Origin of the sequence: Chitinophaga filiformis, assembly GCF_021646545.1 — a bacterium.
In the GTDB taxonomy this organism is placed as follows: Bacteria; Bacteroidota; Bacteroidia; order Chitinophagales; family Chitinophagaceae; genus Chitinophaga; species Chitinophaga filiformis_A.
The window spans coordinates 22,541-44,147 of the sequence record NZ_JAKIRP010000025.1 but is presented as its reverse complement, the minus strand read 5'-3'; the positions used below and the strand labels follow the sequence as shown (position 1 = coordinate 44,147).

The following is a 21,607-nucleotide window of genomic DNA, read 5'->3' as shown; positions in this document are numbered from 1 at the left end:
AACCAATGGATAGAGAAACGCTGATTAAACAACTAAAGGAAATTGTAACACCCTATGCGAAGAATCAGGAGGCCTTGCTGAACATCAATGAGAACACAGATTTCGTCAATGATCTTAAGATCAACTCTGCCAACCTGGTAGATGTGGTGCTGGATGTGGAAGAACAATTCAATATTGTGATCGACAACGAATCAATGGAGCGTATGCTCAATGTAAAATCTGCAATAGAGATAATTGAAGCCAAATTAGGCGCACAATGATCGGCAACGACGTCATAGATCTCCATCTTGCACGCCAGGAAAGCAACTGGCAAAGAAAAGGATACCTCAGCAAGATCTTTACAGCTGCCGAGCAGGACATGATCTGTCAGGCTTCCATGCCATCAGATATGGTTTGGCTGCTCTGGAGCTGTAAAGAAGCTGCCTACAAGATCGTTAACCGCCTTACGAATGTAAGAACATATAACCCCGCAAAGTTCAGCTGTACATTGTCAGGCAATAAAGAAGGCACCGCCTGTGGCAGTGTATCGTATGAAGCCCGCGATTATCCATTTATCAGTTATCGCCACGATAGTTGTATTCACACCGTGGCAGTCTCTCACAACATCTTCCTCGATCATTTCGAGATCTACACAGGAAGTAGTTTACCCGTACATCTCTTTTCAGATAAATGCCTGATGAAAAACCAGGATGGCGTACCCTATCTCGTGAATTGCTGCACTTATTCCCCGGTACCTGTTTCTATTAGTCATCATGGAAATTACGTAGGCTGGGTACAAAAGAAAGTCATTTTTTAAGGGTGTAGTTTTTGAACAAGGTAATGTAAAGATTTACATATGAAGCTCAGTGAGGCACTTGTAAAAAAACTGTCACAGCAATATGTCCCTTCCTCTATGGTTGATATGGCGTTCAAAGGTTATGATCTCTCTTTTAAAACGGATGAGGCAGGGAATCCGATACTGTTGTTTATTGGGAAAAGAACGGACAAAGGTAATGTGCGCGGAGAACGTTATGCACGTACCCTGAAATATGATCGTGAAGGTAACCGTATTAAAGATCATTGGGAGCTGAAAGGCAAGGCTACATGATCATATGGTGAGTTTGGTACGGAGATGGTAATGATAATTGTATGTCAGTTATTGCTTATCACGCATCGCACGAACAACATCCGCCTTCTGCATTGCTGCGGTATGCCATAGCTGCAGAGCAGGCAGGATTTCAGGCTATCCACTCATCGGATCATTTTCATCCCTGGAGCGAGCGACAGGGGCAGAGTGGCTTTTCCTTTGCATGGATAGGAGCAGCCATGCAGGCAACCACAGTGCCTTTCAGTGTGGTGTGTGCACCGGGACAAAGATATCATCCGGCTATTGTTGCGCAGGCAGTTGCAACACTCGCAGAAATGTTTCCCGGAAGGTTCTCCGTAGAGCTGGGTAGCGGCGAAGCGCTGAATGAAAATATCACCGGTGATGTCTGGCCACAGAAGGAGGAAAGGAATGCACGACTGCTGGAATGTGTACAGGTGATGCGCCGTCTGTTACAGGGTGAAAGGGTAACGCACAATGGTCTCGTGAGAGTGAGGGATGCGAAATTGTACTCATTGCCATCGGTTGTACCGCCGTTAATGGCAGCAGCGTTATCAGCGCCAACAGCAGGATGGGCGGGAACATGGGCCGATGGATTGATTACCGTAGGTGGGGAAGAGGAACAGTTACAACAGATCATCAACGCTTTCCGGGACAATGGTGGAGCAGGTAAACCTGTTTACGTACAGATCGCATTCTCTTACGCCAGGTCGGAAGCGGAGGCGCTGGATGCCGCCTTTGAACAATGGCGTACAAATCTATTTGCTACCGAAGTACTAAACGATCTGGGCCAACCCACACAGTTTGATAGCATTGGCGACTATGTGAGACGCGAGGATCTTATGGATAAAATGGTCATCACGGCCGATCCTGAAAAGTGTATCACGATGATCAGGCAGTATGTTCGGATGGGTATCGACCGTATCATACTTCATAATGTTAACCGGCAACAGGATGTTTTTATCAAAGATTTTGGAGAGAACGTATTACCTCATATTTAATAACCCTAAAAAGAAGTGTTATGGCTACAGGTACACAGAAGTATTCCATCTTCAAAAGGAAAGGCTATGTATGGATCACGTTGTTATTTTTTATTGTTTCAGTGGTGCTGCATTGGTATTTTGGCTGGCAGGTATTTGTTGAAGAACAGGCACAGCATGGACAGCCTGTCCTCACGAGTGATTACATCATGGAAATGATGCGGGATACGATGGAGAACTGGCAGTCAGAGTTCCTGCAACTGATATGGCAGGTGGCTGGTCTCGCATTCTTGTGGTACACCGGATCTCCACAGTCAAAGGAAGGCGATGACCGGAAGGAAGAGAAGCTGGATTTTATCATCCGCAGGCTTGATCCTGACAATGCAGAGCAACTATTGGCGCAATGGAAGCAGAAATATCCTGACAAGTGATCACTGATAAGACTCCACATCGTCAAATTGGGTAGGGTCGTATTCTTTACGCACATCTTCGAGGATATTTCTTGCCTCGGCAAGATGTGCTTTTACTATGGGTAGTGTTTTCTTTGCATAATTCTGCAACGAAACGTCTTTCATATTAGCCGCAGCAGCATCGAGTCTTTCCATCATTTTCTGATGCTCGCTGACCATTTTTTTGATGTAGTCCCTGTCAAAGTCTTTTCCGTCTTTGCCGGCCATTTTATCCACTTCTTCCTGGTCTTCTGTTGCAAGTCCTGATGGAAGAGTAACGCCGGCGGTATAACAGGCTGTTTGCAGGTCTTTATTTGCGTTTTCGTGCGCGGTTATCATCTTCTGTGCAAACACCTTCAGGCGGCCATGATTGGCGTTTTTAAGCGCCAGTTTTCCCAGTGCTATTTCTTTCATATTACCGGCGGCGACAGCAGTAGCAAAATTAACGGCCGCATTACTGACGTGATCCATGCTCTCTGCCATGGCTTTAGTGCTGTCTTTGCTTGCTTCTTCCCTGCTTTTGGTACCATCACCTCCGCAACCGTAGATGAGTATGGCAGACATGATCAATGTTAAGTGTATTCTTTTCATAAGACATGAATTATAGTAAAAAGAATGACAAAAAAAATACCACCCAGCTACTGGCATAGTTTTATGGCTGTAAATAGAGTAATGAATCAGATTGTATCACTAAAAAACATGTAGTATGAATTCTATACTTAATCAGGGTCATGAAGAAGGACCAGTTGCGAAGGCAATAGAAGAACAAACGTCAAAACTACCTTCGGATGTTTATTTATGGGCAGCAGTGGGAGCTATGGGAGTCTCTCTGGCATTGCAATGCCTGCGGCAGAAGCACATCAGTTTGTTCATTGGGCAATGGGCTGCTCCATTTCTGCTGATGGGTATTTACAACAAAATTGTTAAGGTGGAGGGGCATGACTGATAAAAGCCGCAGGAAAAAAGAAATGTCTGGATACAGGGACATGTTGTCCGTCAGTATCCAGACATTTTTTATAGTTACCGGGGGAAGTATTTACATGGAGTGTTTCGTTGTGTACACGGATTTACATAACGGCATTAGTTGTTTCCTGCCAACCACAGTTACGACAACTGGGTTGACCGGGAGATGCGGTGTCTCCACAATAATTGCAAACGATTGTCTTTGTGGTATCTTGTTCTCCGATGAATTCCTTGTCAAATGTGGGCAATACGGTCAGACCGGGTTGTTTCTCCACGTTCCGGACAATTGTGAATGCACCATTGGCCTCCATGAAAACACGTTTTACCTCTCCCAGATGTATCACCTTATTGGTCCTGAGTTGCGCGAACAGCTGTTCCCTGCTAACGCGTGTTTTCTTCATCTCATCCATCTGCAGGCAACCATTGTGGATCAACGTACTGATTTTGCCCTGTGAGAGCCGTTCAAAGCGTTCATTCTTCCGGCCGAGATAAGCGATGAGACGTTGTACCAGCACAACGATACCGCCTATAATAATGCCGGGCAACACACCTCTGTCAGGCGAGAACAGGGGAATACCGACAGCAGCTGCCAGTGTAGATATGGCGGCCAGCTCATTTCTGTTAAGCCTTGTTGCCATACGTTTGCCCATTAGCCGTAAAGCGCCCATCAGGATAAGGTAAACAATAATTCCCCTGATAATGATCTCGATAAAAAATCCTGCGGGTGTGTCGCCTGACAGGATACGTCCTATATCGGTGATAAAAATTTCTGACTTTTCCATTTCACTTTTGTTGAACAGCGTTTTCCCAATCCAGATGCCCGCACGCTGAGCAGGCTTCCTGTACGTTTCCTTTACTCACATTACCGCAGTTCCTGCATGCATGAAGGTTGCCTTCCACAGGTTGTTGTACCTCCTGCTGCAGTTGATGGTCCATCTGTGGAAGAATGCTATAACCGGGAGCGGAGGGCTCGTTCCTATAGATACTGAAACTCCCGTTAGCCTCCTGGTATACACGCTTCACTTGCCCCAGGTGAGCAATACCTTCGCTTCGCAGTATAGCAAAGAGTTGCTCACGCGACATGTTCACTTTTGCCAGTTCATGCAATTGCAGGATGCCATCTTTTACAAGGGTGATCATATGTCCCTGTGTTAACGCTTCTACCCTGTGACTTTTAAAAATGAACCAGGTGAGCCCCCGTTGAAAGGCGAGTACGAAGAACAACATCACGACGCCATGTAATATGCCCCGCTCTGGCATCTGCATCGGCACAGAGATGATCGCACCAAGCGTCAGCATAACCGCCATCTCGGTAATGGTGAGCTGACCGCTCATTCTCTTTCCCAGCAAGCGGATAACAACGAGTAAAACAGCATAGGTAAATAATGCCCTGATCAGTACTTCAAGAAGAAAGATGGGAGGTGCGTTTCCGAAAAGTATTCTTTGCCAGTCGTTAAACTGTATTGATTGTGTATCCATAATGGTAACGATTTTCATCATAAAAAGCTCCCGCAACTGTGCGGGAGCATTCTTCAGACGATACACAGTAGAAATTGTGATCATTGTTTCTCGTGCCTGCTTACAAGTTTGTTGAAATAGCTGATTTCGCCGTCTGTTTCCCGTTTCTTTCTTCAACCCATTTCTTTATGGTTTCATGATCTGTGGTAACATTGGATGATTGAGACATAACAACTGATTTACTTTTTAACAATGAAAACAATCTGTTATCCTGGTAACTTCGGGTCATGTTTAACCGTGCGCAGATAACGCATGATGTCTTTAACATCTTCTTTGCTGATAACATCGTCTTTAAAAGCCGGCATCACTCCCAATCCGTGCCTGACCTGAAATCGCTTAATAAAGCCAGGCGCGGGATTATTGCTTAGTGCAGGCCCCAGGCCCGCTTCTCCGGCAGGATGACATTTCTGGCAATACTGCATATACTTCTGATGTCCGTTGTTCACCTTTTCTTCGCGTGTTCGTTCAGTTGAGGTTAATGGCATACGCCGGGGCGTACAGGCAAGCACGATAAGCAGTAATACGATATAAATGATACGTGATTTCATCTCTTTACTGATTGATTGAGACCTTCCATATGACGCCCGTATTGGGTTGGGGTATCGTTGCGCCATCGATCATTTTAAGTATGCCGAAGTCTACTATATAGAGACTTTTGCCGTCGGGACTGAACTTAACCGAAACAGGACGTTCAAGACCACCGTTGCCCAGCCGGCTGGCAGGGCCATTGTTTCTGCCTTTATTGACTGCAAACGTTTCAACTACACCACTTTCTGTATTTACTCTGACTACTTTGAAACCGACTGGCTTTAATACTTTTCCTACATTCGGGGCCATATCCCCGAACTGGGCGATAAAAGCTTCTCCTGTAAACCCGAAATCGCTGTTCCGTGAAAAGTCAAGTCCGTTGGAAGAAGAATGTACCGCCAGCACAGCTACGGGTTTCGGAACCGTACCTGGCTGCTGCTTCAGCACGGGATGAAGCTCAGGTCCACCAGGCGCTTTAAAATAGTTTACAGGTTTACCTTCGGCGTAGTCGGGCCACCCATACCAGGCCCCGGGCTTTATTTCCCACAACACATCTCCGCATCCCCAGAGCGGTCTGCTGCCTCTGTCATCCGCGCCGTTCTCCGTGGCAAACAGCCGCTCTTTCTGATCGAGTGCCAGGGCGTATGGATTTCTGAGTCCCCATGCTACCAGTTCGGGCTTCCCTCCGGCCAGTGGTACGCGCAATATTGCGCCGGTACAGGGAACGGTTCCCTTCACTACCTCATTGTCCTTAGCGGCAGTATTAAACGCCTTATATGGGCCTGTAATGGCTTTTCCTGTGTTGCCTGACAGAGGATTGTCACTTTCGAAATTGGCGCCGGTGAGTATGATATCTCCGCAGGGAATATCATGCAGGTCCGGATGTCTTTTCAGCCAGCCAAACTCGGCATTGTCAGGACCTACAACCCCTGAATTAGTCGCCGTTCCCACACCAAAATAGATGTAATTGTCTTTGATGACAGGCCCGTTTGTATGATGATCAGCCATGCCTGGCAAGCCCTCTGCGATGGCAGTGATTTTACCTTCAGGTGAGATCTTTAATATCTTACCTCCGCTCATCTGTCCTCCTTCTGAAACGTAGAATTGACCATTATGCCAGGTAACACCTGTCCATGGACCATTCTTTTCACCAGTAGCAACAGGCGTCAGGTTGCCTTTATCTATCCGCAGCAACCGGGGGTGTGTCCACACTTCTCCATAAGAATATCCTGATTCGATCACATAAGGGCTGCCTTTTTCATCAAAAGTCATCGCCGTTGGGAAAGTGAGTCCCTGTGCGACGAGCTCAATGCGGTAACCGGCAGGCAACACAATATCAGTCACATCAATTTTCCGGACGGGTGGGGCTTTGGTCTGTCCTCCGCCTTTCGAAGCACGCGTACTATAGCAGCTGTTTAGGCTGGCCGTAAGCAGTAACCCGCTTAAGAACAAAAACAGGCTTCTTCCCATATAGATGTATTGAGATAAGGTGAATCCAAAGATTATTCCATAGCAGTGTGTTTGTTGCCACGAAGTACGCTATGCATTATTGGTTAACACTGGTTTTCCGATTGCACTGAATGATTCCTCACAAATGTCAGCACAACGTCTGCATGCGTCTGCACATGCTCTGCAATGTTCCGACTCCCATTGCATATGTGCCTCACATATTTCGGCGCATTTATTACATACATCTATGCACAGCCGGCACTGCTGCTCGCTGAAAACGCCATCCAGGGTTGCTACAGCTACTGTAGCTTTACAGATAGCAATGCACTCAAGCAATATGGCAGTACAATTTTTTAGTTTTTCAGCATGCTGGCTCTTAAGCAGTGCGGTAACACAGTAACTGCATTCCAACGAACAGGATACACAAGCTTCTGCACAAATTTTTAGTTCTTTACGACTCATACAAATACAGTTACGTTGACTAAAAGAAAAATCCTCTGGTCAGTATATCAATCTATATGCCTGTAAGCCGGTCGGTTAAAAGTTAGAAAGATAATGAAGTGTTAAAGGCTGATAATATCATTGAGGGCAAGAAGGGATGGAAGTTCTTTCATAGCGTAGAAAACGGTAGCGCCTTCTTTTCTGAGCTCTTCGCCGTTAAAGGGCTTTGCATATCCAAATACCCGGAAGCCTCCTCTATGTGCGGCAATAACTCCCGCTTTGCTATCTTCGATCACCACACATTCCGCTGGCGAAAAGCCCATTACATTCGCCGCATGCAGGAAAATACCAGGGTCTGGTTTCCAGCTGTTGATCTCGTAACCACTGAATATCCTGTTGCCTTCTTCAAAGTAAGAGATCAGTCCTGTAACGGTCAGGTTCAGTTTCATCTTCTCCACTGGTCCGCTGGATGCTACGCAAAACGGAATAGTCAGGCTGTCGAGGATCTCTTTAATGCCATTTACCGGACGCATCTCTGTTTTGAATATCTCATATGAGCGGGCGCGGAAAGCCTGTTCGAAGTCTTCGGGAAAAGGGCTGCTGGCTTTCTGTTGCAGCATCTTGATGCCTTCCTTCAGGCGGATACCGCTAAATTCCTCCACGGCCTCCTGAAGGTCCATGGTAACGCCATACTCGGATGCCATGTCAAGCAGCACCTTTACACCAATAACCTCACTGTCTACCAATACTCCGTCACAATCAAAAATGATACATCCTGGCTTTTTCATACTTATGCTTTTATACTTTCTTTTATCGTCGTTGTTTGTGCCGATTCCTTTATTTGTAAGATCAAAACTGTGATCAGTAAGCCGAACATGGCCATTAAGGCAAAAGCCCAGCGCAATCCTGCTGCTTCTGCTATAAAACCTATTAATGGCGGTACTATCAGGAAGCCCATATATCCTACGGTAGATACTGCTGCTATTGCAGGCCCGCTACCCATGCTGGTTGTTTGCGTAGCCATGCGTAATACCAACGGTACTACACAGGACACGCCAAACCCTATCATCATAAAGCCGATACTGGTGGATATTGTATAAGGCACCAGTGCAGATACCATAAATCCGCAGAGAACGAGGATGCCGCTATACTTGATCATTGCGGGAACCCCCAACCTGTTTACAACACTGTCGCCGGTAAACCGCCCGGTAGTCATAGCGATCATGTAGATAACATATCCGGCAGCGATCAGTTTTTCCGGCGGATGCACCGCTTCCTGAAAGTAAATATTGCTCCAGTCGTACATAGTACCCTCACAAGCCATCACCGCAAATGATATCAACCCATATTTCAGCAAATGCCTGTCAGGCCATATAAAACGTTTGGTATTGGCCTCCCGGGATGGAGGCAGGTGAGGAGTGTCGCGAAAGGCAAGCATCGCCATAATGGTCATAGCCAGGGATACAAAAAAGAAATGCCGGGAAGGCGCCATCCTGAAATCCACCATAATAGCTCCGAGTGCCGCCGCTGCAAAACCAGCCAGGCTCCATACGCCATGAAAAGTAGTAATTATTGATCGGTTATACAACGCCTGGACAGCAACAGATTGGGCATTTACGGAAATATTCATCAGATTCCGGGAAGAACCAAAGCAAAAAAGCACCAGACCCAGCTGCCATGGCAGCGTAACAACCCCAATCAAACTGAGCATGAGGTTGAATACCAATACGCCTATCATCATGATATTCCGGCTGCTGTATCGTTGTAAGAGGTAACCGGTAATGGGAAGGGTGAGTACCAATCCGGTAGGTAAAGCCAGGAGAAAGAAGCCCAACTCTGCCTTATTCAGGTCAAGCCGGCGTTGGATGTCCGGAATTCTGGATGCCCAGCTGGAGAAACTGAAGCCGGAGATGAAAAAGAATACCGCTGTTGCTATACGCGCAGATCTTGGTTTGCTCATAAGAGCTCAAAGCTAAAAATAATTAGGAATTGAGTGTGTAGAATCAGGAAGAATACTTCCCAATGCTATGCCCAATTCCTAATTATTTAATCAGTATTGTCTAACTGAGATTGAGTCTTAGTATACCTGTTCCGCCCGTCCTACACGGCCATCTGCAGCAATACCTTCTACCACAATACGGAAATGTTTGGAGAAGTCATTGTTATAGAAATGGATGGTGGAGGCATGGGTGATAGAGTCTACCGTAATATAAGGGCTCCAGAAGAGCGTCAGGCGTTTGTCAGGCAAAGCATGCACTTCTTTCTTTACCGCATAATCCGGAGAATAGAATTCCTTCACCAGGCTATATCCCGCTTTCTTCATACGCTCGAAGCCACGGATCGTTTCGTCGCCTTTGTTATCACCACCTTTTTTGGTGTATACCGCAATAGCACCACCAGCGCCGCCACCGAAGCCGCCCATGAACGGCGGACGGAATACTTTCACCAGGGCGATGTCATTGATATTGACATTGGCCAGCATGCTTACATCTGCCGGCATCTCGTTCAGGTAGAGGGAGGGTTTCGCACCACGCCATGACATACTTGGATTATTGAGATCGCCGCTGATGTTCAAACCGGCAACTTTCGACTGGAGGTACTGGAACACGTTCGTCTGGTACGCTGTTTCCTTTGTCAGGTCGAAGGTATAACCATCGCCTGAAGAGAACATACCGGAAGTATAACGCTGCTCTGTAGTCTGCTGAGGGGTGATCTTTTTGTCGCGGATGTTTACCTCTTTCAGGTAAACCGTCTTATTGCTCATGGAGCGGTTCACCTTATTGCTTTCACTGGCCGTGTTCAGGAAACGGGTCATAGCTGCATTGTCCAGGCCTTCCGGTACCCGCATAGGATAGGGGAGTGCCACCTGGGGTGATTTATCGAAGAAGTGAGGCTCGAAGGTAACCTGTACATCTTTCCACCTTTTTTGTTTGTCATTGCCCTGGAAGAATACCAATACGGTATCCATGAACTGGAGATTGGGTACTTCAAATTCACCTTTATCGTTGGTCGGCACCGAGGCAAAAGAAGTACTGCTATCCAGCGGTTGTTTGAAGATGAAATCCACTTTACCTCCTACCAGCGGATAACGGCCGGTATTGGTCACAGCCGTTCCTTTCAGGGACATGCCCTGTTCATACGGGAACCTGATCTTCGGCATGTCATTGTTGAGGATCTTCTGCCAGCTGAATCTTCTCCATCCATTGGTCAGCATCACCAGGTCAAGTGCCTGGAGCTTGTCTCTCGTAGTGTCTTTAAAATACCAGGCAGGATTATAGATGTAGCCTTTCAGATCGGAGGTGAGCAGCATATTGGAAATGATGTTATGCTCATCCGGATCTTTCAGCACCTGGTCAGCGTCCGTAATAGAGATAGACATGCTGGTCTGCACACTGTCCGGCGCAAACAGTTCGATAGAGCTCTTACCTCTGGGGTTCGTGCTTATTTCCGCATTCATGAAGCTGATATCGATCTGGTCCGCCTTCCTGACAAATGCGAGTCTTTCAGAGAGCGGCTGACCTTTATCGCTGAACAGCGTTAGCTGTATGATACCGGAGGGAAGGGACTGTGTGGGAATAAACCCGCTGATCCTGCCTTCGCTGGCATCCAGCACTGCTTTATATACCATCTGGTTCTGCACCTGGGCAATCACCATCATACGGTAGTAGGCGGAATCATCAGGATTGGCAAGACTGGCCTGGTAGAATATACGGCTGCCGCGGTTATAGACTTTCAGCGCAGCGCCCTGTGTCTGCGTTTCCGGGAGTGTTATTTCTTTCTGCTGCCCGGTAGCGACTCTCACAATAGCCTTGTAGCTTTCACCGGCAGCGGGTGTCAGTTCGAAGGTACCCATACCATCGTGTACGGTCTTGATCTCTGCAACAGTCTCTTTCTTACTGTTTTGCACTGTACCTGCAACGGCGATCGGATACCCGTTCTGGTCAATGGCTTTGAAGGCTACCACACCGGCGGCATTTTGCAGCATATAACCGCCTTCGGGGAAGAACTGCACGGCAAAGTCACGTGCTATGGCTGTGTCCCGGGAAGGGAGCGTATTCTTTTTGGCCGGGTCAAAGATCTCAATGTTCTTATAAAACAGGAATTCCGGATCATAGTTTAGCATCCAGGCGGTATAGGCCCTTATCTGGTACTGGCCGGTTTTCAGTGTTTCAGGTAGTTCAAAGTCGCCCGCTGCCGCAGCACCGGCTGCAGGCAGGCGTTTTTTCATTACGACGTTGCCATCTTTGTCCAGCAGCTCCACATACAGGTTAGAGGCTGTGAGGGAGGGCTGGTTCTGTATCATGATATATGCCTTAAACCAGATCGTTTCACCAGAGGCATAGAGGTCTTTGTCAAAATGCAGGTATACCTTTTCCTGCGGGAAGCGTTTGCCGAAAATAGCCAGAGCGTTTGTAACCTTATCCTGCCAGTCGTCGGCCGGCACCAGGGAGAATGCTGTCAGCATGCCCGCTGAAAGGACAGGGATGAGCCATTTCAGCCGGGGATACTTTTTAAGAGATGAAAATTCCATGCGGGACGATTTATTAATACTTATCTAATTTACTATCAAAAGATACGTGCTTTGCTTATTATTGCGGTTGAAAGTAAGCTTTTAAGCAAAATTTAAGACAACCGCCCATCAATTTACTATGTTCGGCCCAATTGACCAATTCGTTGCAAAGTATATACAGCTTACCCCGGAGGAACTGGAGATTTTCCATTCGCTCCTGCAGTTCAGGAAGGTAAAGAAAAAGAGTTTTCTCCTGAAAGAGGGAGAAATATGTGATTATGAAGCATATATACTTAAAGGATGTGTGCGTACCTTTTATGTGGATAAGCAGGGCGTGGAAACAAACCTGACTTTCGCTGTGGAGGACTGGTGGGTAGCGGATATAGCCAGTTTTTACGAGCAGCAGCCATCCCGGCAGAACATAGAAACGCTGGAGGATTGTGAGCTGCTGACGATCTCTTTTGAAGACAAGAAAACGCTTTACGAAAAGGTGCCTAAGTTTGAGCGGGTTTTCCGTATGCTGCTACAACGCACAGCCGCAGTGTTGCAGCAAAGGATATATGCCTCCATTTCCCAGACGGCCGAGGAGCGGTACCTGGCCTTTATAGAGAAGTATCCGGCCATTGTACAGCGCATCCCTCAGCATCATATAGCCAGGTATATCGGGGTGTCGCCCGAATTCCTGAGTAAGGTGAGGAGTACCATGTACAGGAAGCATTGAGGTATATTTTTTAAGCGTCTCGTATTGACGGAGAAGGGACGGACAAGGGACGGCGAAGCGCGAAGATTAGGTGGAGTTGCTCTACCGCTGTTTGTAAAACACGAAGGCTTCGGGATAGTGTAAACTTAATTACTTAAAATCCCAAAGCCATGTTCAATTACCACAATCAATAGATTAAAAAAACATCCCTGGCATCTGCAGTTCCATGTATATAGCCAGACAAGGTGTTTACAGCCGGTGTTGTAATATTACTTACTGAACACCAGTTGATTAGCCAGGTCAATCTCTTCCTGGCTGATGGTGTGACCCATATTATTATAGATATTGACCTGAATATCAGCCCCCATTTCCTTCAGGATCTTTTCGCTCGTCTTTACACGTTCTACCGGCACATGAGGATCGGGATTGCTGGTACCGATGAATACGGGCGTATTTCCGAAATTGCCCTTATAGTTCTCCGGATAGATCTTATCGCCGATCAATCCTCCGGTAAATGCCACCACTCCGCCGTATTTGTCCGCATTGCGGGTAACAAATTCCAGGGTGAGGCAGGCTCCCTGTGAGAATCCCAGGAAATAGATGTTTTCGTGGGAGATGCCATCTGCCACCACATCTGCTACTATTTCTTTCAGCACAGAGAGGGCAGACGAGAGCCAGGGCTCATTCTGTGCCGGAGGCATGAGGAATGAGTAAGGGTACCAGGTGCCGCCGGTAGCCTGTGGGCCTATCAGTGCATAATCTTTGACCTCCAGGTAGCTGGAGAGGGTGAGGATATCTTCCGCACTCCCTCCCCGACCATGGATCATAATCAGCGCCTTCTTAGCTTCTGTCGTCTTTTTCCCTGCTGTTATTATCTTCTTGCTATGCATAAATTGTGTTTGTGTGGTCATTGCTCTGCCTCCTGTTTCAGCCAGACGTCGGCAAACTCCTCCGGATGGCGCTTAAATTGTGCATGCACATAAGCACATAGTGGCTTTACCTTCAGCTGATGTTCACGGGCATAAGCCACCATTCCATTCAGGAGTACCCTTGCAAGACCTTTGCCTTCAGACTTTGGATCTATTTCTGTGTGATACGCTGTGAGTACATTATCAGCAATGCTGATGATCATTTCGCCGGTCTGTTCTCCTTCGTGCATCAGGTAGAAAGCACCGTGGTTTTTGGCATTGAGCCTGATTACTACTTCGTCCATGTATGGTTGCTATTAGAGTGCAGGTAATACTTTTTCGATGTCGGCGCGCATGGATTCATACTGTACCGGCAGTTTAAGGTGTTGTCCCAGCTGATCCAGTGGTTCGTCTACAGTAAAACCGGGATTGTCGGTAGCCAGTTCAAACAGCACGCCACCTGGTTCCCTGAAATAAAGGGAGAAGAAATAGTCACGGTTGATCTTCGGTGTAATATTGAGCCCTTTCTTAGCCACTTTTTCCCTGAAATTCATGAGGATCTCGTCATTTGCCACACGGAAGGCCACGTGGTGGTTGGTACCACCGCCACCTTTGCCGGCAGACTCTTTGGGAGATTCTATCAGGTCTACAATAGATGCTTCCGGAATGGCATCAGTAATGAAGCGGTGACGGTCGCCTTCCTGTTCCAGGAATTTATAACCTAATACATCTGTCAGGATGCTGGCGGTAGGGCCTATGCTTCTCAGGTTCAGCACAACGCTGTGAAACCCTTTGGTAGCATGGGCAGCTTTTACTTCTGTAGTTTCCCAAGCCTGGCGGTTGTCAGCAGTTTTAGGTACGATCAGGTTCAGTTTCAAACCATCAGGATCTTCGAAGGGGAGATACAGCTCGCCAAACCTTTCAGCCACAGGGCCGTGGGTAACGTTAAGCGCTGCAAAGCGTTCTGCCCAGAAATCCAGGCTGCCGGCAGGTACGGAATAACCGATCTCTGTAGCCATACCTGTTCCGGTACGACCGCGGCCTATGCCTTCCCATGGGAAGAAGGTCAGAATAGAGCCCGGAGTACCATGTTCATCGCCGAAATAGAAATGATAGGTACCGGGATCGTCGAAGTTTACAGTCTTCTTCACGAAGCGAAGACCTAAGGTTTCTGTATAAAACTGAAGGTTTCTTTTAGCATTGTCTGCGATGGCCGTAATGTGATGAAGGCCTAAGATTTTATCTTCCATAAAATAGTTTTTAATGTTTAGTAAGCTAATGTGCCGAAGGCGCCATTCTTGTAATCCTCCATTGCCTGGTCTACTTCGGCCATGGTGTTCATGACGAAATTGTCTTTGGCTGCTACCGGTTCGTCAATTACTTCAGCTGAGAGGAAAAGTACCTGGCTGTCTTCATTGGCAGCTACAGAGAAAGTAGTGCCTTCTCTTTTGAAGACGATCAGGGAGTGTTCGGGTACCGGCGTGATATCGTCTATGGTTACCCGGCCGTGTGCAACATACAAGAGGGTCCAGTAGTCTTCTGTCACGTTGAACTCTACTTCCTTACCATCTGCAATTTCACCTACGGCGGAAATAACCGGTGTAAAGGAAATGTTCACCGGCCCTGTTTTACCATCGAATTGTCCGCTTACGAGGCGGAGGTTGACACCGTCCTGTTCAATTATTCGGGGCATGTCCTCTTTCCGCACAAACTGGTAGCGGGGCTCATCCCATTTATGCGCAGCAGGTACATTCACCCACAATTGTAAGATCTCTGATATGCCGCCATCTTTATGCATCTGAGCTGAAGGCCCTTCACTGTGGAGGATAGCTTTCCCTGCAAACATCCATTGTGCGTCACCTGCATTCAGTAACTGATCGTTGCCTGCAGTGTCTTTATGATGCGCCTGTCCCTGTAACTGGAAGGTAACGGGAGCGAAGCCCCTGTGCGGATGAGGATGTATCCTGTCATCCGATCCTGCAGGTACAGTGTCCGGGCCTCCATGATGCAGGACTATGAACGGATTGGCGAAACGGAAGTCTGCATGTGGCAACGGCTGTAACACCGTCTGTGTGGGGGTGATGTTCTTTGCTCTTCCCGCAAGGATGTGTGCAATGTTCTTTTTCATACCAGGTCTTATTATAATGCCGGAGCTTTATCTGTTCTCCAGTGCGTGTAATATTTCATTTTTCAGTAAGCCGCTGCCTCCGCCATAATGTCTTTTGACAATAACGGCTGGGGAATGCTGTTTAAACCAGGCTTTCAGCGCTGCTTCTTCTTCAGGACTGACACCGGCACAGATCAGCACAATATCAAACGTTTCTTTTTCAAAAGCTGCTTTGGCAGCTTCGTCTGTGGTAACGGTCAGACCCGTCCAGTTGTCGGGAGCATTGAGCAATCTTTGCATCACCGTCATGATCTCGGCATTTCTACCTATAGCGAGTATACGCAGTTGCGTTGGTTCCATATTGTATGATTTAGTCCAGGTGGGCAGCAATCGCAGCTATCGGATTACGGCTTCTGGGAGTTAGTTCCCTTGTTTTGTAAGGCTCATCCAATTTTTCTGCGTCATCTATATATCCCAGTGCCATCATAGATACTGATTCTTCATTGGGTGATAAACCAAGCAGTTCCGCCGCATGTTGTTTGTTGAATCCACCCATCACATGTCCGTATACATCCATATTTAAAGCCTGTAAGAGCATAAAAGAAGTAGCCATGCCAACATCATGCATGTAATAATGATTTTTCTGCTGGGTATCAGGCAGTTCACGGATGCCTATGGAGGCTACCAGTGCAGCTGCATTTTTTGCCCAGGGTACATTGCCGGGAGCCAGCGTTGAAAGCAGCTTTTCAAAACCGGGAGTACCACGCAATGCATATATAAAACGCCAGGGCTGTGAATTGTTTGCGCTTGGCGCCCATGATCCAGCTTCAAGGATGGTCTCAACTGTTGCCGTGTTCAGGTCTTTATTGGAAAATGAGCGGGGGCTCCACCTGTTTCTGATCAGATCTATTACTTCATTCTGTGTGTTGGCAATCTTAATAGGAGACATATGATTTAAATGTTTACGTTAAACAAAGGTATATGTAACAACGCATGCTTTCTCAGCAATAAGTTGTCAAATTCAACTGAATAATGGTACATCTATCACCAGTAAGCGGGCGTCTTCTTCCTGGGAAAGGATGGTAAAGTGACTGGTACCTTCCACTCCGTAACCGTCACTATTGTCCAGCTCCTGTCCGTTGATGGTGAACTTTCCTTTTATAACAAAGAAATACACGCCATTGCCCGTTTTTTTGACATCGTAGCTGGTCTCGCCGCCCTTGTCAAAACGTCCCATGTGGAACCAGGCGTCCTGGTACAGCCAGGTACCTGCACCGTTTGGATCAGGGGAGATCAGCTGTTGCAGGTGGTTGGCCTTATCAATATCTATTGTTACCTGGTCATATCTTGGCGTGACGTTCAACTGGTTGGGGAACAACCAGATCTGCAGGAAGTGAGCGGGGATATCGGTATTGGCGTTGTATTCACTGTGAAACACGCCGGTGCCTGTGCTCATTACCTGTATCTCGCCTGCTTTGGTGATCACCGTGTTACCCAGGTTATCCTTGTGTTCCAGGGCGCCTGCCAGGGGAATACTGATGATTTCCATATTATCATGAGGATGAGCATCAAAACCTCTTCCACCAGCTACTATATCGTCATTCAATACCCGCAGGGCACCAAACTGCATCCTTTCAGGATTGTAGTAGTTGGCAAAACTGAAGGTATGATGGCTGTCTAACCATCCGTGGTCTGCATGTCCACGTGTTGCTGCCTTATGTAATATCTTTTTTGCCATGATCAGATTGTATTTATATGTTGCAACAAATATACGCCGGAAAAGGGGAGTAATTCATTAACCTACCTTAAGAAAAGCGCATCATCGGGTTTAGCAGGAAGGTGAAGAAAACGAAAATGTATGAGTACCATGATGATAAAATTACCGATATATGTTGTAATTTACTTTTAGGTAAAAAATAATTGTGAATAAATCACTTTTAAGTGATTTTATATTGTTAACTTCGTAAAAGTTCATCTTTAAGTGAAATCAAAATTAGTTTACCTGACTAATCTGTCAGGTAAGAAAGCTTCGGTTTACAGCATTATCACTGAAGAAAGTCAGTATGCTTTTTTAGACCGGTTTGTCATGGAATATCAAAAAGAGTTCTTTCAGGATCTGCTGAGTATCATGGGTAGGCTTAAAAGTATTGGCAATGTAACAGGGGCCGTCAGTACTTATTTCAAGCTGGATGAGGGGCTCGAATGGGACGACCAGGTTTGTGCACTCTACGACATTCCTGATAAGCATCTGCGCTTGTATTGCATACGTTTGAGTGAGCAGATAGTCATTGTCGGCGGTGGAGGCCCCAAAAAAGTCCGGGCCTGGCAGGATGATCCCAAACTAACCCGTGAAGTGAATGAGATGATGCATTATTCGAAAATAATCCGTACCCGGCTAAAGGACAATGCTTTAAAGATATCCCTCAACCGGTTAAAACTGGAAGGCGACTTATTACTTATACGTTAAAAACAGAATGATGGAAAACTTTGATGCAACCAACACTAACTATACCAGCAAGCTGGTAGACAATTTACTGAGTCATATCAGTCCCGCTGAGCAAGACCAGACAGATCACAAAATGAAAATGGCTGCTAAAATTCACGCAGGCCTCAAAGCCAAAGGGTGGAAAAGCCTCGATCTGGCCAGAGAGCTCCATTTAAAGAGCCCGTCCCTGGTATCTAAATGGTTGAGTGGTACCCACAATTTCACCATGGATACATTAGTAGATATTCAGCGGGTATTGGGTATCAGGTTGCTGGACACTGACATGACAGACACACAGCTGTCGCTGAATGTCAATGTTACGGTTCCGGTAGCTCCTTCTTCTCTAAGGGGTGCTATCCGCGAGCCATTGCACAAAATAGCCAATTAAAGCCGTCCCCTGTTAACGCCTGAGAACAGGCAGTTTTCTTAGATAAATAAATTCAAATTGGAAACCACCTTTCACTTACATGGCATTGAACTGCTTTCGTTTTCCCTTGCACCGGAGCCATCGACCGGAAATAAGGAAAATCAGGCTGTTTATGAGTTCAATGTTCAGCAGGAACAAAAGATAAATGCTGACAAACAACTGGTAATCGTATTTACCACTGTAACAGTAAGACAATCAGGCAATACGCCTCCTCTTGCCAGCGCAACCGTGGCATGTGGTTTTGGTATTTCTTCATTTGAAGGAGTGCTGACGCGACAGACAAACGGTGAATACCTGATAAGTCCCGACATCGGGCGGGCCGTTTCCAGGACAGCCACCGGTATTACGCGCGGTATCCTTTACAGTCAGCTGAGGGGCTCTTACCTGCAGGATTGCATCCTTCCGTTGTTGCCGGGCGAGTAATACTCCTGACCATAAACATCCTCCCTCATAATTTTCATCATTGCCCAGCCTTCACTGGTAGGCTACCTTTGAAACATCTTGTTACTCCTGCAACTAATAATTCACCTGTTTGTTTTACAAAAAAGGGAATGCACAGGAAAGGATGTCAGGCGTATCATTAACTCATTAAAACGCAACACGATGGAAATATATATCAGTGAAGAAGATGTTTTGCGCAACATCCAGAATAAATTTCATGAGGTATATCCTTACCTGAAACTGGAATTTTATCTCTGTCCTCATGATCAGGGAAAAGGCACCGCCAACAACAAAAAACTCCCCGCGGATACTCCTATTGAGGAGATCCGTCTGATCCATAGTTTTGGCTGGATAGATATTGGTGAACACCGAACCGTTGCGGAAGTGGAAAGAGACTTCTACCGCGATATGGGCCTCGCCATACAGGTGTTCAGACGCTCCAGGAATGGCTGGTTGCAAACCACACGCACAGATGAGTTGTCGTTGGAAAAACAGAACCTGCTCGGAAGGGAAAGTCTCATTGCCGGAACAGAGAAAGAAGCTCCCGTTCAGCCTGCCGACTGAAGAGAGTTCAGCCATAGTTTGTTTACCCAGTAATTATTTCCACACTGCTGTACCAGCATGTATACAAATATGCCGGTTGACTACGCTTGTTCCCATATGTGGCATACATGGCTTGTTGTTTGATCTATATAGATTATTCTTCACGCTTAAATTTTAAGTTATGGGACAGGATAAACCTAAGATGAAAAAAGAAGACCTTACCGGTAAAGCTGAACAATCAGAAGCAGCTGAATCTTCACAATCATCTATAGAACAAACCGAACGGGAACGTGATAACAAAGGTGCAAAAGAGGTAACTCCCGAAGCGAAAGAACAAAAGGATGAACTGAAGGAAGCGCCACACAGTCTTAAGAATTCCCGTTGATATTTAAACTGAAATGTATGCCAGTAATTAACGTAAACAACCGTAACCAATACGCATTGATCACCGGCGCTACGAGCGGATTCGGATATGAATTGGCAAAATTGTTTGCAAAGGATGGTTTCAGCCTGGTGCTGGTTGCCAGATCGAAGGAAAGACTACAGGAAGTAACAGATGAATTGAAGCAGCAATACAACATAGAAGTAACGCCTATTTCCTGTGATCTGTTCCAGCCCACTGCAGCAAAGGAAATATATGATGAAGTACAGGCGAGAGGCATCGTAGTGAATTACCTGGTGAATGACGCCGGACAGGGAGAATGGGGCCGGTTTATCGACATTGATCTGCAGCGCAATCTTGATATAATCCAGTTAAATATTTGTTCACTGGTGGCATTGACCAAATATTTTGCCACTGATATGGCTGCGAGAGGCGAAGGACATATACTACAATTGGGCTCCGAGGCTGGTAAAGCGCCTATGCCATTATTGTCAGTTTATGCAGCTACAAAAGCCTTTGTGATCTCATTCAGCGCTGCTATCAGCAATGAACTGGAGGACACCGGTGTAAATGTTACAGTGTTGTTGCCAGGTGCATCGGATACAGACTTTTTCCATAAGGCAAATATGGAGTACACGAAAACGTATCGTGAAGAGTCGTTGCAAACACCGGAAGAAGTAGCCCAGGACGGTTACGAAGCACTAATGAGTGGAGAAAGTCGTGTGATATCCGGCGGTAAAACAAAGATGCATGTTTATATGGCGAATTTATTGAGTGATGAAGCAAACGCCGTCAACATGCGTAAACTGATGGAGCCGTCAGAGAAAGAAGATGGGAGAACAGCTTCCAGCCATAGCGCTTCCCGCAAGGAACGCGAATCTATCGGCAGGGAGTCTGGAGATTTGAAAGAGAGATAGGCAATAAGCCTATCCCTCTTTTTTATTAGTGGTTGTTCAGGATAGAATGCATGAAATTTTTATTAAATCTCATCAATCATCCATGAAACGGTTTCGCAGTAGCTGTTATTTAACAATTATTAACATGTCCCTTTACCATAAACGGCTGTCCGGATAAACCTGCCGAAATAGAATGCCTCAAAAAGCCCCTTGTATTGATGCTCTTTGAACAAGGGCTCAATATCCGCCAGCGCATCCGCCTCCACATGACACAATATCCTGAAGAATATATACATACTACGGAGTAGTGTCCGTTGCCACAGCGGCGCGTGTTGTTGGTAGTGAAAGTCGGTGAACAGCCATTTCCCGCCGGGACAGAGCATACCGTGAAGATGCAGGAAAACAGGCTTTATTCTTTCCCGGGAGAAGTTATCAAACAGGAAGGGAGTAATAATGACATCGAAAGTGTGGGAACGGTCTTTGTTGAAATCTTCAATTGCCATATTGACGAAAGTTACGGCATGCTGGTATTTCCGCTGCTTAGCGAGTGCTATCATATTCGCAGAGATCTCCACATAATAGATATATAAGCCGGGCGGACATATTTTCGTCATTTCCTCCAGTATCCAGCCTGTCCCTCCACCTGCAATAAGGACTTTGCTGTCTGCTGCTATGTAGGGCAGCAGGGCAGTCTGCGCATCCTGCTGGGCGGTGCGAAATACAATACGGCTGAGGAAGTCATAATATCTGGCAATATTGTCATAGTTGTTCTTCATTCACCGGCAAGTATAGACTG

At 46.5% G+C, this 21,607-nt stretch carries 30 protein-coding genes; 13 read left to right on the top strand and 17 right to left on the bottom strand.

Annotated elements, in window-relative coordinates; translation table 11 throughout:
* Positions 1-5: 5 nt before the first annotated feature.
* Genes L3C95_RS33560 through L3C95_RS33540 form a run of 5 tightly spaced genes read left to right on the top strand, consistent with a single transcriptional unit; the run spans position 6 to position 2,495 of the window.
* Positions 6-260 (top strand): acyl carrier protein, encoded by a 255-nt coding sequence (locus L3C95_RS33560; protein ID WP_236395041.1) that lies wholly within the window; start codon positions 6-8, stop codon positions 258-260.
* The gene (locus tag L3C95_RS33555) at positions 257-796 is read left to right on the top strand and encodes a 4'-phosphopantetheinyl transferase superfamily protein (RefSeq protein ID WP_236395040.1); all 540 of its coding nucleotides are present in this window, start codon (positions 257-259) and stop codon (positions 794-796) included. The genes L3C95_RS33560 and L3C95_RS33555 overlap by 4 nt, the downstream gene beginning before the upstream one ends.
* Before the next feature lie 39 nt (positions 797-835).
* A complete protein-coding gene (locus L3C95_RS33550; protein WP_236395039.1) occupies positions 836-1,087 on the top strand; it encodes a hypothetical protein in 252 nt (83 codons plus the stop codon).
* A 41-nt stretch (positions 1,088-1,128) separates the two neighbouring features.
* The gene (locus tag L3C95_RS33545) at positions 1,129-2,085 is read left to right on the top strand and encodes a TIGR03885 family FMN-dependent LLM class oxidoreductase (protein WP_236395038.1); all 957 of its coding nucleotides are present in this window, start codon (positions 1,129-1,131) and stop codon (positions 2,083-2,085) included.
* A 20-nt stretch (positions 2,086-2,105) separates the two neighbouring features.
* Positions 2,106-2,495, top strand: a complete 390-nt coding sequence (locus L3C95_RS33540) for a DUF6766 family protein (protein WP_236395037.1) — start codon at positions 2,106-2,108, stop codon at positions 2,493-2,495.
* Here L3C95_RS33540 and L3C95_RS33535 read toward each other — a convergent pair whose 3' ends face one another.
* Entirely contained in the window at positions 2,496-3,104 is a 609-nt protein-coding gene (locus L3C95_RS33535) for a DUF4142 domain-containing protein (protein ID WP_236395036.1), read from the bottom strand.
* A gap of 115 nt (positions 3,105-3,219) precedes the next feature.
* On the opposite strand from L3C95_RS33535, the gene L3C95_RS33530 reads away from it, so the two are divergent.
* Positions 3,220-3,459, top strand: coding sequence for a hypothetical protein (locus L3C95_RS33530; protein ID WP_236395035.1), 240 nt, complete (start codon positions 3,220-3,222; stop codon positions 3,457-3,459).
* 121 nt (positions 3,460-3,580) lie between these two features.
* On the opposite strand, the gene L3C95_RS33525 is transcribed toward L3C95_RS33530, so the two are convergent.
* The 8 genes from L3C95_RS33525 to L3C95_RS33495 form a co-directional block, all read right to left on the bottom strand.
* Entirely contained in the window at positions 3,581-4,258 is a 678-nt protein-coding gene (locus L3C95_RS33525; protein WP_236395034.1) for a YetF domain-containing protein, read from the bottom strand.
* Between the two features lies 1 nt (position 4,259).
* Positions 4,260-4,955: a DUF421 domain-containing protein gene (locus L3C95_RS33520; RefSeq protein WP_236395033.1), complete on the bottom strand. Its 696-nt coding sequence runs from the start codon at positions 4,953-4,955 to the stop codon at positions 4,260-4,262.
* A 245-nt stretch (positions 4,956-5,200) separates the two neighbouring features.
* On the bottom strand, positions 5,201-5,542 hold the full coding sequence (locus tag L3C95_RS33515) for a c-type cytochrome (protein WP_236395032.1): 342 nt from the start codon (positions 5,540-5,542) through the stop codon (positions 5,201-5,203).
* Positions 5,543-5,546: 4 nt separating this feature from the next.
* Complete coding sequence (locus tag L3C95_RS33510; RefSeq protein WP_236395031.1) at positions 5,547-6,992, bottom strand: PQQ-dependent sugar dehydrogenase; 1,446 nt, start codon at positions 6,990-6,992, stop codon at positions 5,547-5,549.
* Between the two features lie 69 nt (positions 6,993-7,061).
* Positions 7,062-7,433 (bottom strand): four-helix bundle copper-binding protein, encoded by a 372-nt coding sequence (locus tag L3C95_RS35320; RefSeq protein WP_410683906.1) that lies wholly within the window; start codon positions 7,431-7,433, stop codon positions 7,062-7,064.
* Between the two features lie 101 nt (positions 7,434-7,534).
* Entirely contained in the window at positions 7,535-8,200 is a 666-nt protein-coding gene (locus tag L3C95_RS33505; protein WP_236395030.1) for an HAD-IA family hydrolase, read from the bottom strand.
* A gap of 2 nt (positions 8,201-8,202) precedes the next feature.
* Positions 8,203-9,372: an MFS transporter gene (locus L3C95_RS33500; protein WP_236395029.1), complete on the bottom strand. Its 1,170-nt coding sequence runs from the start codon at positions 9,370-9,372 to the stop codon at positions 8,203-8,205.
* Between the two features lie 117 nt (positions 9,373-9,489).
* Positions 9,490-11,943, bottom strand: coding sequence for an MG2 domain-containing protein (locus L3C95_RS33495; RefSeq protein WP_236395028.1), 2,454 nt, complete (start codon positions 11,941-11,943; stop codon positions 9,490-9,492).
* Between the two features lie 118 nt (positions 11,944-12,061).
* Here L3C95_RS33495 and L3C95_RS33490 point away from each other — a divergent pair, with 118 nt between their 5' ends.
* On the top strand, positions 12,062-12,643 hold the full coding sequence (locus tag L3C95_RS33490) for a Crp/Fnr family transcriptional regulator (RefSeq protein ID WP_236395027.1): 582 nt from the start codon (positions 12,062-12,064) through the stop codon (positions 12,641-12,643).
* Positions 12,644-12,891: 248 nt separating this feature from the next.
* Here the strand turns inward: L3C95_RS33490 and L3C95_RS33485 are convergent, their stop codons facing one another.
* The 7 genes from L3C95_RS33485 to L3C95_RS33455 form a co-directional block, all read right to left on the bottom strand.
* A complete protein-coding gene (locus L3C95_RS33485) occupies positions 12,892-13,512 on the bottom strand; it encodes an alpha/beta hydrolase (RefSeq protein WP_236395026.1) in 621 nt (206 codons plus the stop codon).
* A 17-nt stretch (positions 13,513-13,529) separates the two neighbouring features.
* Entirely contained in the window at positions 13,530-13,835 is a 306-nt protein-coding gene (locus tag L3C95_RS33480; protein ID WP_236395025.1) for a GNAT family N-acetyltransferase, read from the bottom strand.
* Between the two features lie 12 nt (positions 13,836-13,847).
* Positions 13,848-14,780, bottom strand: coding sequence for a ring-cleaving dioxygenase (locus L3C95_RS33475; RefSeq protein ID WP_236395024.1), 933 nt, complete (start codon positions 14,778-14,780; stop codon positions 13,848-13,850).
* A 17-nt stretch (positions 14,781-14,797) separates the two neighbouring features.
* Positions 14,798-15,658 (bottom strand): pirin family protein, encoded by an 861-nt coding sequence (locus L3C95_RS33470; RefSeq protein ID WP_236395023.1) that lies wholly within the window; start codon positions 15,656-15,658, stop codon positions 14,798-14,800.
* Positions 15,659-15,685: 27 nt separating this feature from the next.
* A complete protein-coding gene (locus L3C95_RS33465; protein ID WP_236395022.1) occupies positions 15,686-15,997 on the bottom strand; it encodes a hypothetical protein in 312 nt (103 codons plus the stop codon).
* 10 nt (positions 15,998-16,007) lie between these two features.
* Positions 16,008-16,586: a nitroreductase family protein gene (locus L3C95_RS33460; protein WP_236395021.1), complete on the bottom strand. Its 579-nt coding sequence runs from the start codon at positions 16,584-16,586 to the stop codon at positions 16,008-16,010.
* A gap of 72 nt (positions 16,587-16,658) precedes the next feature.
* Positions 16,659-17,375, bottom strand: coding sequence for a pirin family protein (locus tag L3C95_RS33455; RefSeq protein WP_236395020.1), 717 nt, complete (start codon positions 17,373-17,375; stop codon positions 16,659-16,661).
* Between the two features lie 243 nt (positions 17,376-17,618).
* On the opposite strand from L3C95_RS33455, the gene L3C95_RS33450 reads away from it, so the two are divergent.
* The 6 genes from L3C95_RS33450 (at position 17,619) to L3C95_RS33425 (ending at position 20,832) form a co-directional block, all read left to right on the top strand.
* Positions 17,619-18,104: a hypothetical protein gene (locus L3C95_RS33450; RefSeq protein WP_236395019.1), complete on the top strand. Its 486-nt coding sequence runs from the start codon at positions 17,619-17,621 to the stop codon at positions 18,102-18,104.
* A gap of 10 nt (positions 18,105-18,114) precedes the next feature.
* Positions 18,115-18,510: a multiprotein-bridging factor 1 family protein gene (locus tag L3C95_RS33445; protein ID WP_236395018.1), complete on the top strand. Its 396-nt coding sequence runs from the start codon at positions 18,115-18,117 to the stop codon at positions 18,508-18,510.
* A gap of 57 nt (positions 18,511-18,567) precedes the next feature.
* On the top strand, positions 18,568-18,972 hold the full coding sequence (locus L3C95_RS33440; RefSeq protein WP_236395017.1) for a hypothetical protein: 405 nt from the start codon (positions 18,568-18,570) through the stop codon (positions 18,970-18,972).
* 180 nt (positions 18,973-19,152) lie between these two features.
* Positions 19,153-19,554: a hypothetical protein gene (locus tag L3C95_RS33435; RefSeq protein WP_236395016.1), complete on the top strand. Its 402-nt coding sequence runs from the start codon at positions 19,153-19,155 to the stop codon at positions 19,552-19,554.
* A gap of 160 nt (positions 19,555-19,714) precedes the next feature.
* Positions 19,715-19,918, top strand: a complete 204-nt coding sequence (locus L3C95_RS33430; RefSeq protein WP_236395015.1) for a hypothetical protein — start codon at positions 19,715-19,717, stop codon at positions 19,916-19,918.
* Positions 19,919-19,935: 17 nt separating this feature from the next.
* The gene (locus tag L3C95_RS33425; protein ID WP_236395014.1) at positions 19,936-20,832 is read left to right on the top strand and encodes an SDR family NAD(P)-dependent oxidoreductase; all 897 of its coding nucleotides are present in this window, start codon (positions 19,936-19,938) and stop codon (positions 20,830-20,832) included.
* 119 nt (positions 20,833-20,951) lie between these two features.
* Here L3C95_RS33425 and L3C95_RS33420 read toward each other — a convergent pair whose 3' ends face one another.
* On the bottom strand, positions 20,952-21,587 hold the full coding sequence (locus L3C95_RS33420) for a class I SAM-dependent methyltransferase (RefSeq protein WP_236395013.1): 636 nt from the start codon (positions 21,585-21,587) through the stop codon (positions 20,952-20,954).
* Positions 21,588-21,607: the final 20 nt, after the last annotated feature.

Bases quoted from the DNA above. Each gene is read 5' to 3' on its own strand.
- L3C95_RS33560 (WP_236395041.1), top strand. From the start codon at position 6: ATGGATAGAGAAACGCTGATTAAACAACTAAAGGAAATTGTAACACCC.
- L3C95_RS33555 (WP_236395040.1), top strand. From the start codon at position 257: ATGATCGGCAACGACGTCATAGATCTCCATCTTGCACGCCAGGAAAGC.
- L3C95_RS33550 (WP_236395039.1), top strand. From the start codon at position 836: ATGAAGCTCAGTGAGGCACTTGTAAAAAAACTGTCACAGCAATATGTC.
- L3C95_RS33545 (WP_236395038.1), top strand. From the start codon at position 1,129: ATGTCAGTTATTGCTTATCACGCATCGCACGAACAACATCCGCCTTCT.
- L3C95_RS33540 (WP_236395037.1), top strand. From the start codon at position 2,106: ATGGCTACAGGTACACAGAAGTATTCCATCTTCAAAAGGAAAGGCTAT.
- L3C95_RS33535 (WP_236395036.1), bottom strand. From the start codon at position 3,104: ATGAAAAGAATACACTTAACATTGATCATGTCTGCCATACTCATCTAC.
- L3C95_RS33530 (WP_236395035.1), top strand. From the start codon at position 3,220: ATGAATTCTATACTTAATCAGGGTCATGAAGAAGGACCAGTTGCGAAG.
- L3C95_RS33525 (WP_236395034.1), bottom strand. From the start codon at position 4,258: ATGGAAAAGTCAGAAATTTTTATCACCGATATAGGACGTATCCTGTCA.
- L3C95_RS33520 (WP_236395033.1), bottom strand. From the start codon at position 4,955: ATGGATACACAATCAATACAGTTTAACGACTGGCAAAGAATACTTTTC.
- L3C95_RS33515 (WP_236395032.1), bottom strand. From the start codon at position 5,542: ATGAAATCACGTATCATTTATATCGTATTACTGCTTATCGTGCTTGCC.
- L3C95_RS33510 (WP_236395031.1), bottom strand. From the start codon at position 6,992: ATGGGAAGAAGCCTGTTTTTGTTCTTAAGCGGGTTACTGCTTACGGCC.
- L3C95_RS35320 (WP_410683906.1), bottom strand. From the start codon at position 7,433: ATGAGTCGTAAAGAACTAAAAATTTGTGCAGAAGCTTGTGTATCCTGT.
- L3C95_RS33505 (WP_236395030.1), bottom strand. From the start codon at position 8,200: ATGAAAAAGCCAGGATGTATCATTTTTGATTGTGACGGAGTATTGGTA.
- L3C95_RS33500 (WP_236395029.1), bottom strand. From the start codon at position 9,372: ATGAGCAAACCAAGATCTGCGCGTATAGCAACAGCGGTATTCTTTTTC.
- L3C95_RS33495 (WP_236395028.1), bottom strand. From the start codon at position 11,943: ATGGAATTTTCATCTCTTAAAAAGTATCCCCGGCTGAAATGGCTCATC.
- L3C95_RS33490 (WP_236395027.1), top strand. From the start codon at position 12,062: ATGTTCGGCCCAATTGACCAATTCGTTGCAAAGTATATACAGCTTACC.
- L3C95_RS33485 (WP_236395026.1), bottom strand. From the start codon at position 13,512: ATGCATAGCAAGAAGATAATAACAGCAGGGAAAAAGACGACAGAAGCT.
- L3C95_RS33480 (WP_236395025.1), bottom strand. From the start codon at position 13,835: ATGGACGAAGTAGTAATCAGGCTCAATGCCAAAAACCACGGTGCTTTC.
- L3C95_RS33475 (WP_236395024.1), bottom strand. From the start codon at position 14,780: ATGGAAGATAAAATCTTAGGCCTTCATCACATTACGGCCATCGCAGAC.
- L3C95_RS33470 (WP_236395023.1), bottom strand. From the start codon at position 15,658: ATGAAAAAGAACATTGCACACATCCTTGCGGGAAGAGCAAAGAACATC.
- L3C95_RS33465 (WP_236395022.1), bottom strand. From the start codon at position 15,997: ATGGAACCAACGCAACTGCGTATACTCGCTATAGGTAGAAATGCCGAG.
- L3C95_RS33460 (WP_236395021.1), bottom strand. From the start codon at position 16,586: ATGTCTCCTATTAAGATTGCCAACACACAGAATGAAGTAATAGATCTG.
- L3C95_RS33455 (WP_236395020.1), bottom strand. From the start codon at position 17,375: ATGGCAAAAAAGATATTACATAAGGCAGCAACACGTGGACATGCAGAC.
- L3C95_RS33445 (WP_236395018.1), top strand. From the start codon at position 18,115: ATGGAAAACTTTGATGCAACCAACACTAACTATACCAGCAAGCTGGTA.
- L3C95_RS33435 (WP_236395016.1), top strand. From the start codon at position 19,153: ATGGAAATATATATCAGTGAAGAAGATGTTTTGCGCAACATCCAGAAT.
- L3C95_RS33430 (WP_236395015.1), top strand. From the start codon at position 19,715: ATGGGACAGGATAAACCTAAGATGAAAAAAGAAGACCTTACCGGTAAA.
- L3C95_RS33425 (WP_236395014.1), top strand. From the start codon at position 19,936: ATGCCAGTAATTAACGTAAACAACCGTAACCAATACGCATTGATCACC.
- L3C95_RS33420 (WP_236395013.1), bottom strand. From the start codon at position 21,587: ATGAAGAACAACTATGACAATATTGCCAGATATTATGACTTCCTCAGC.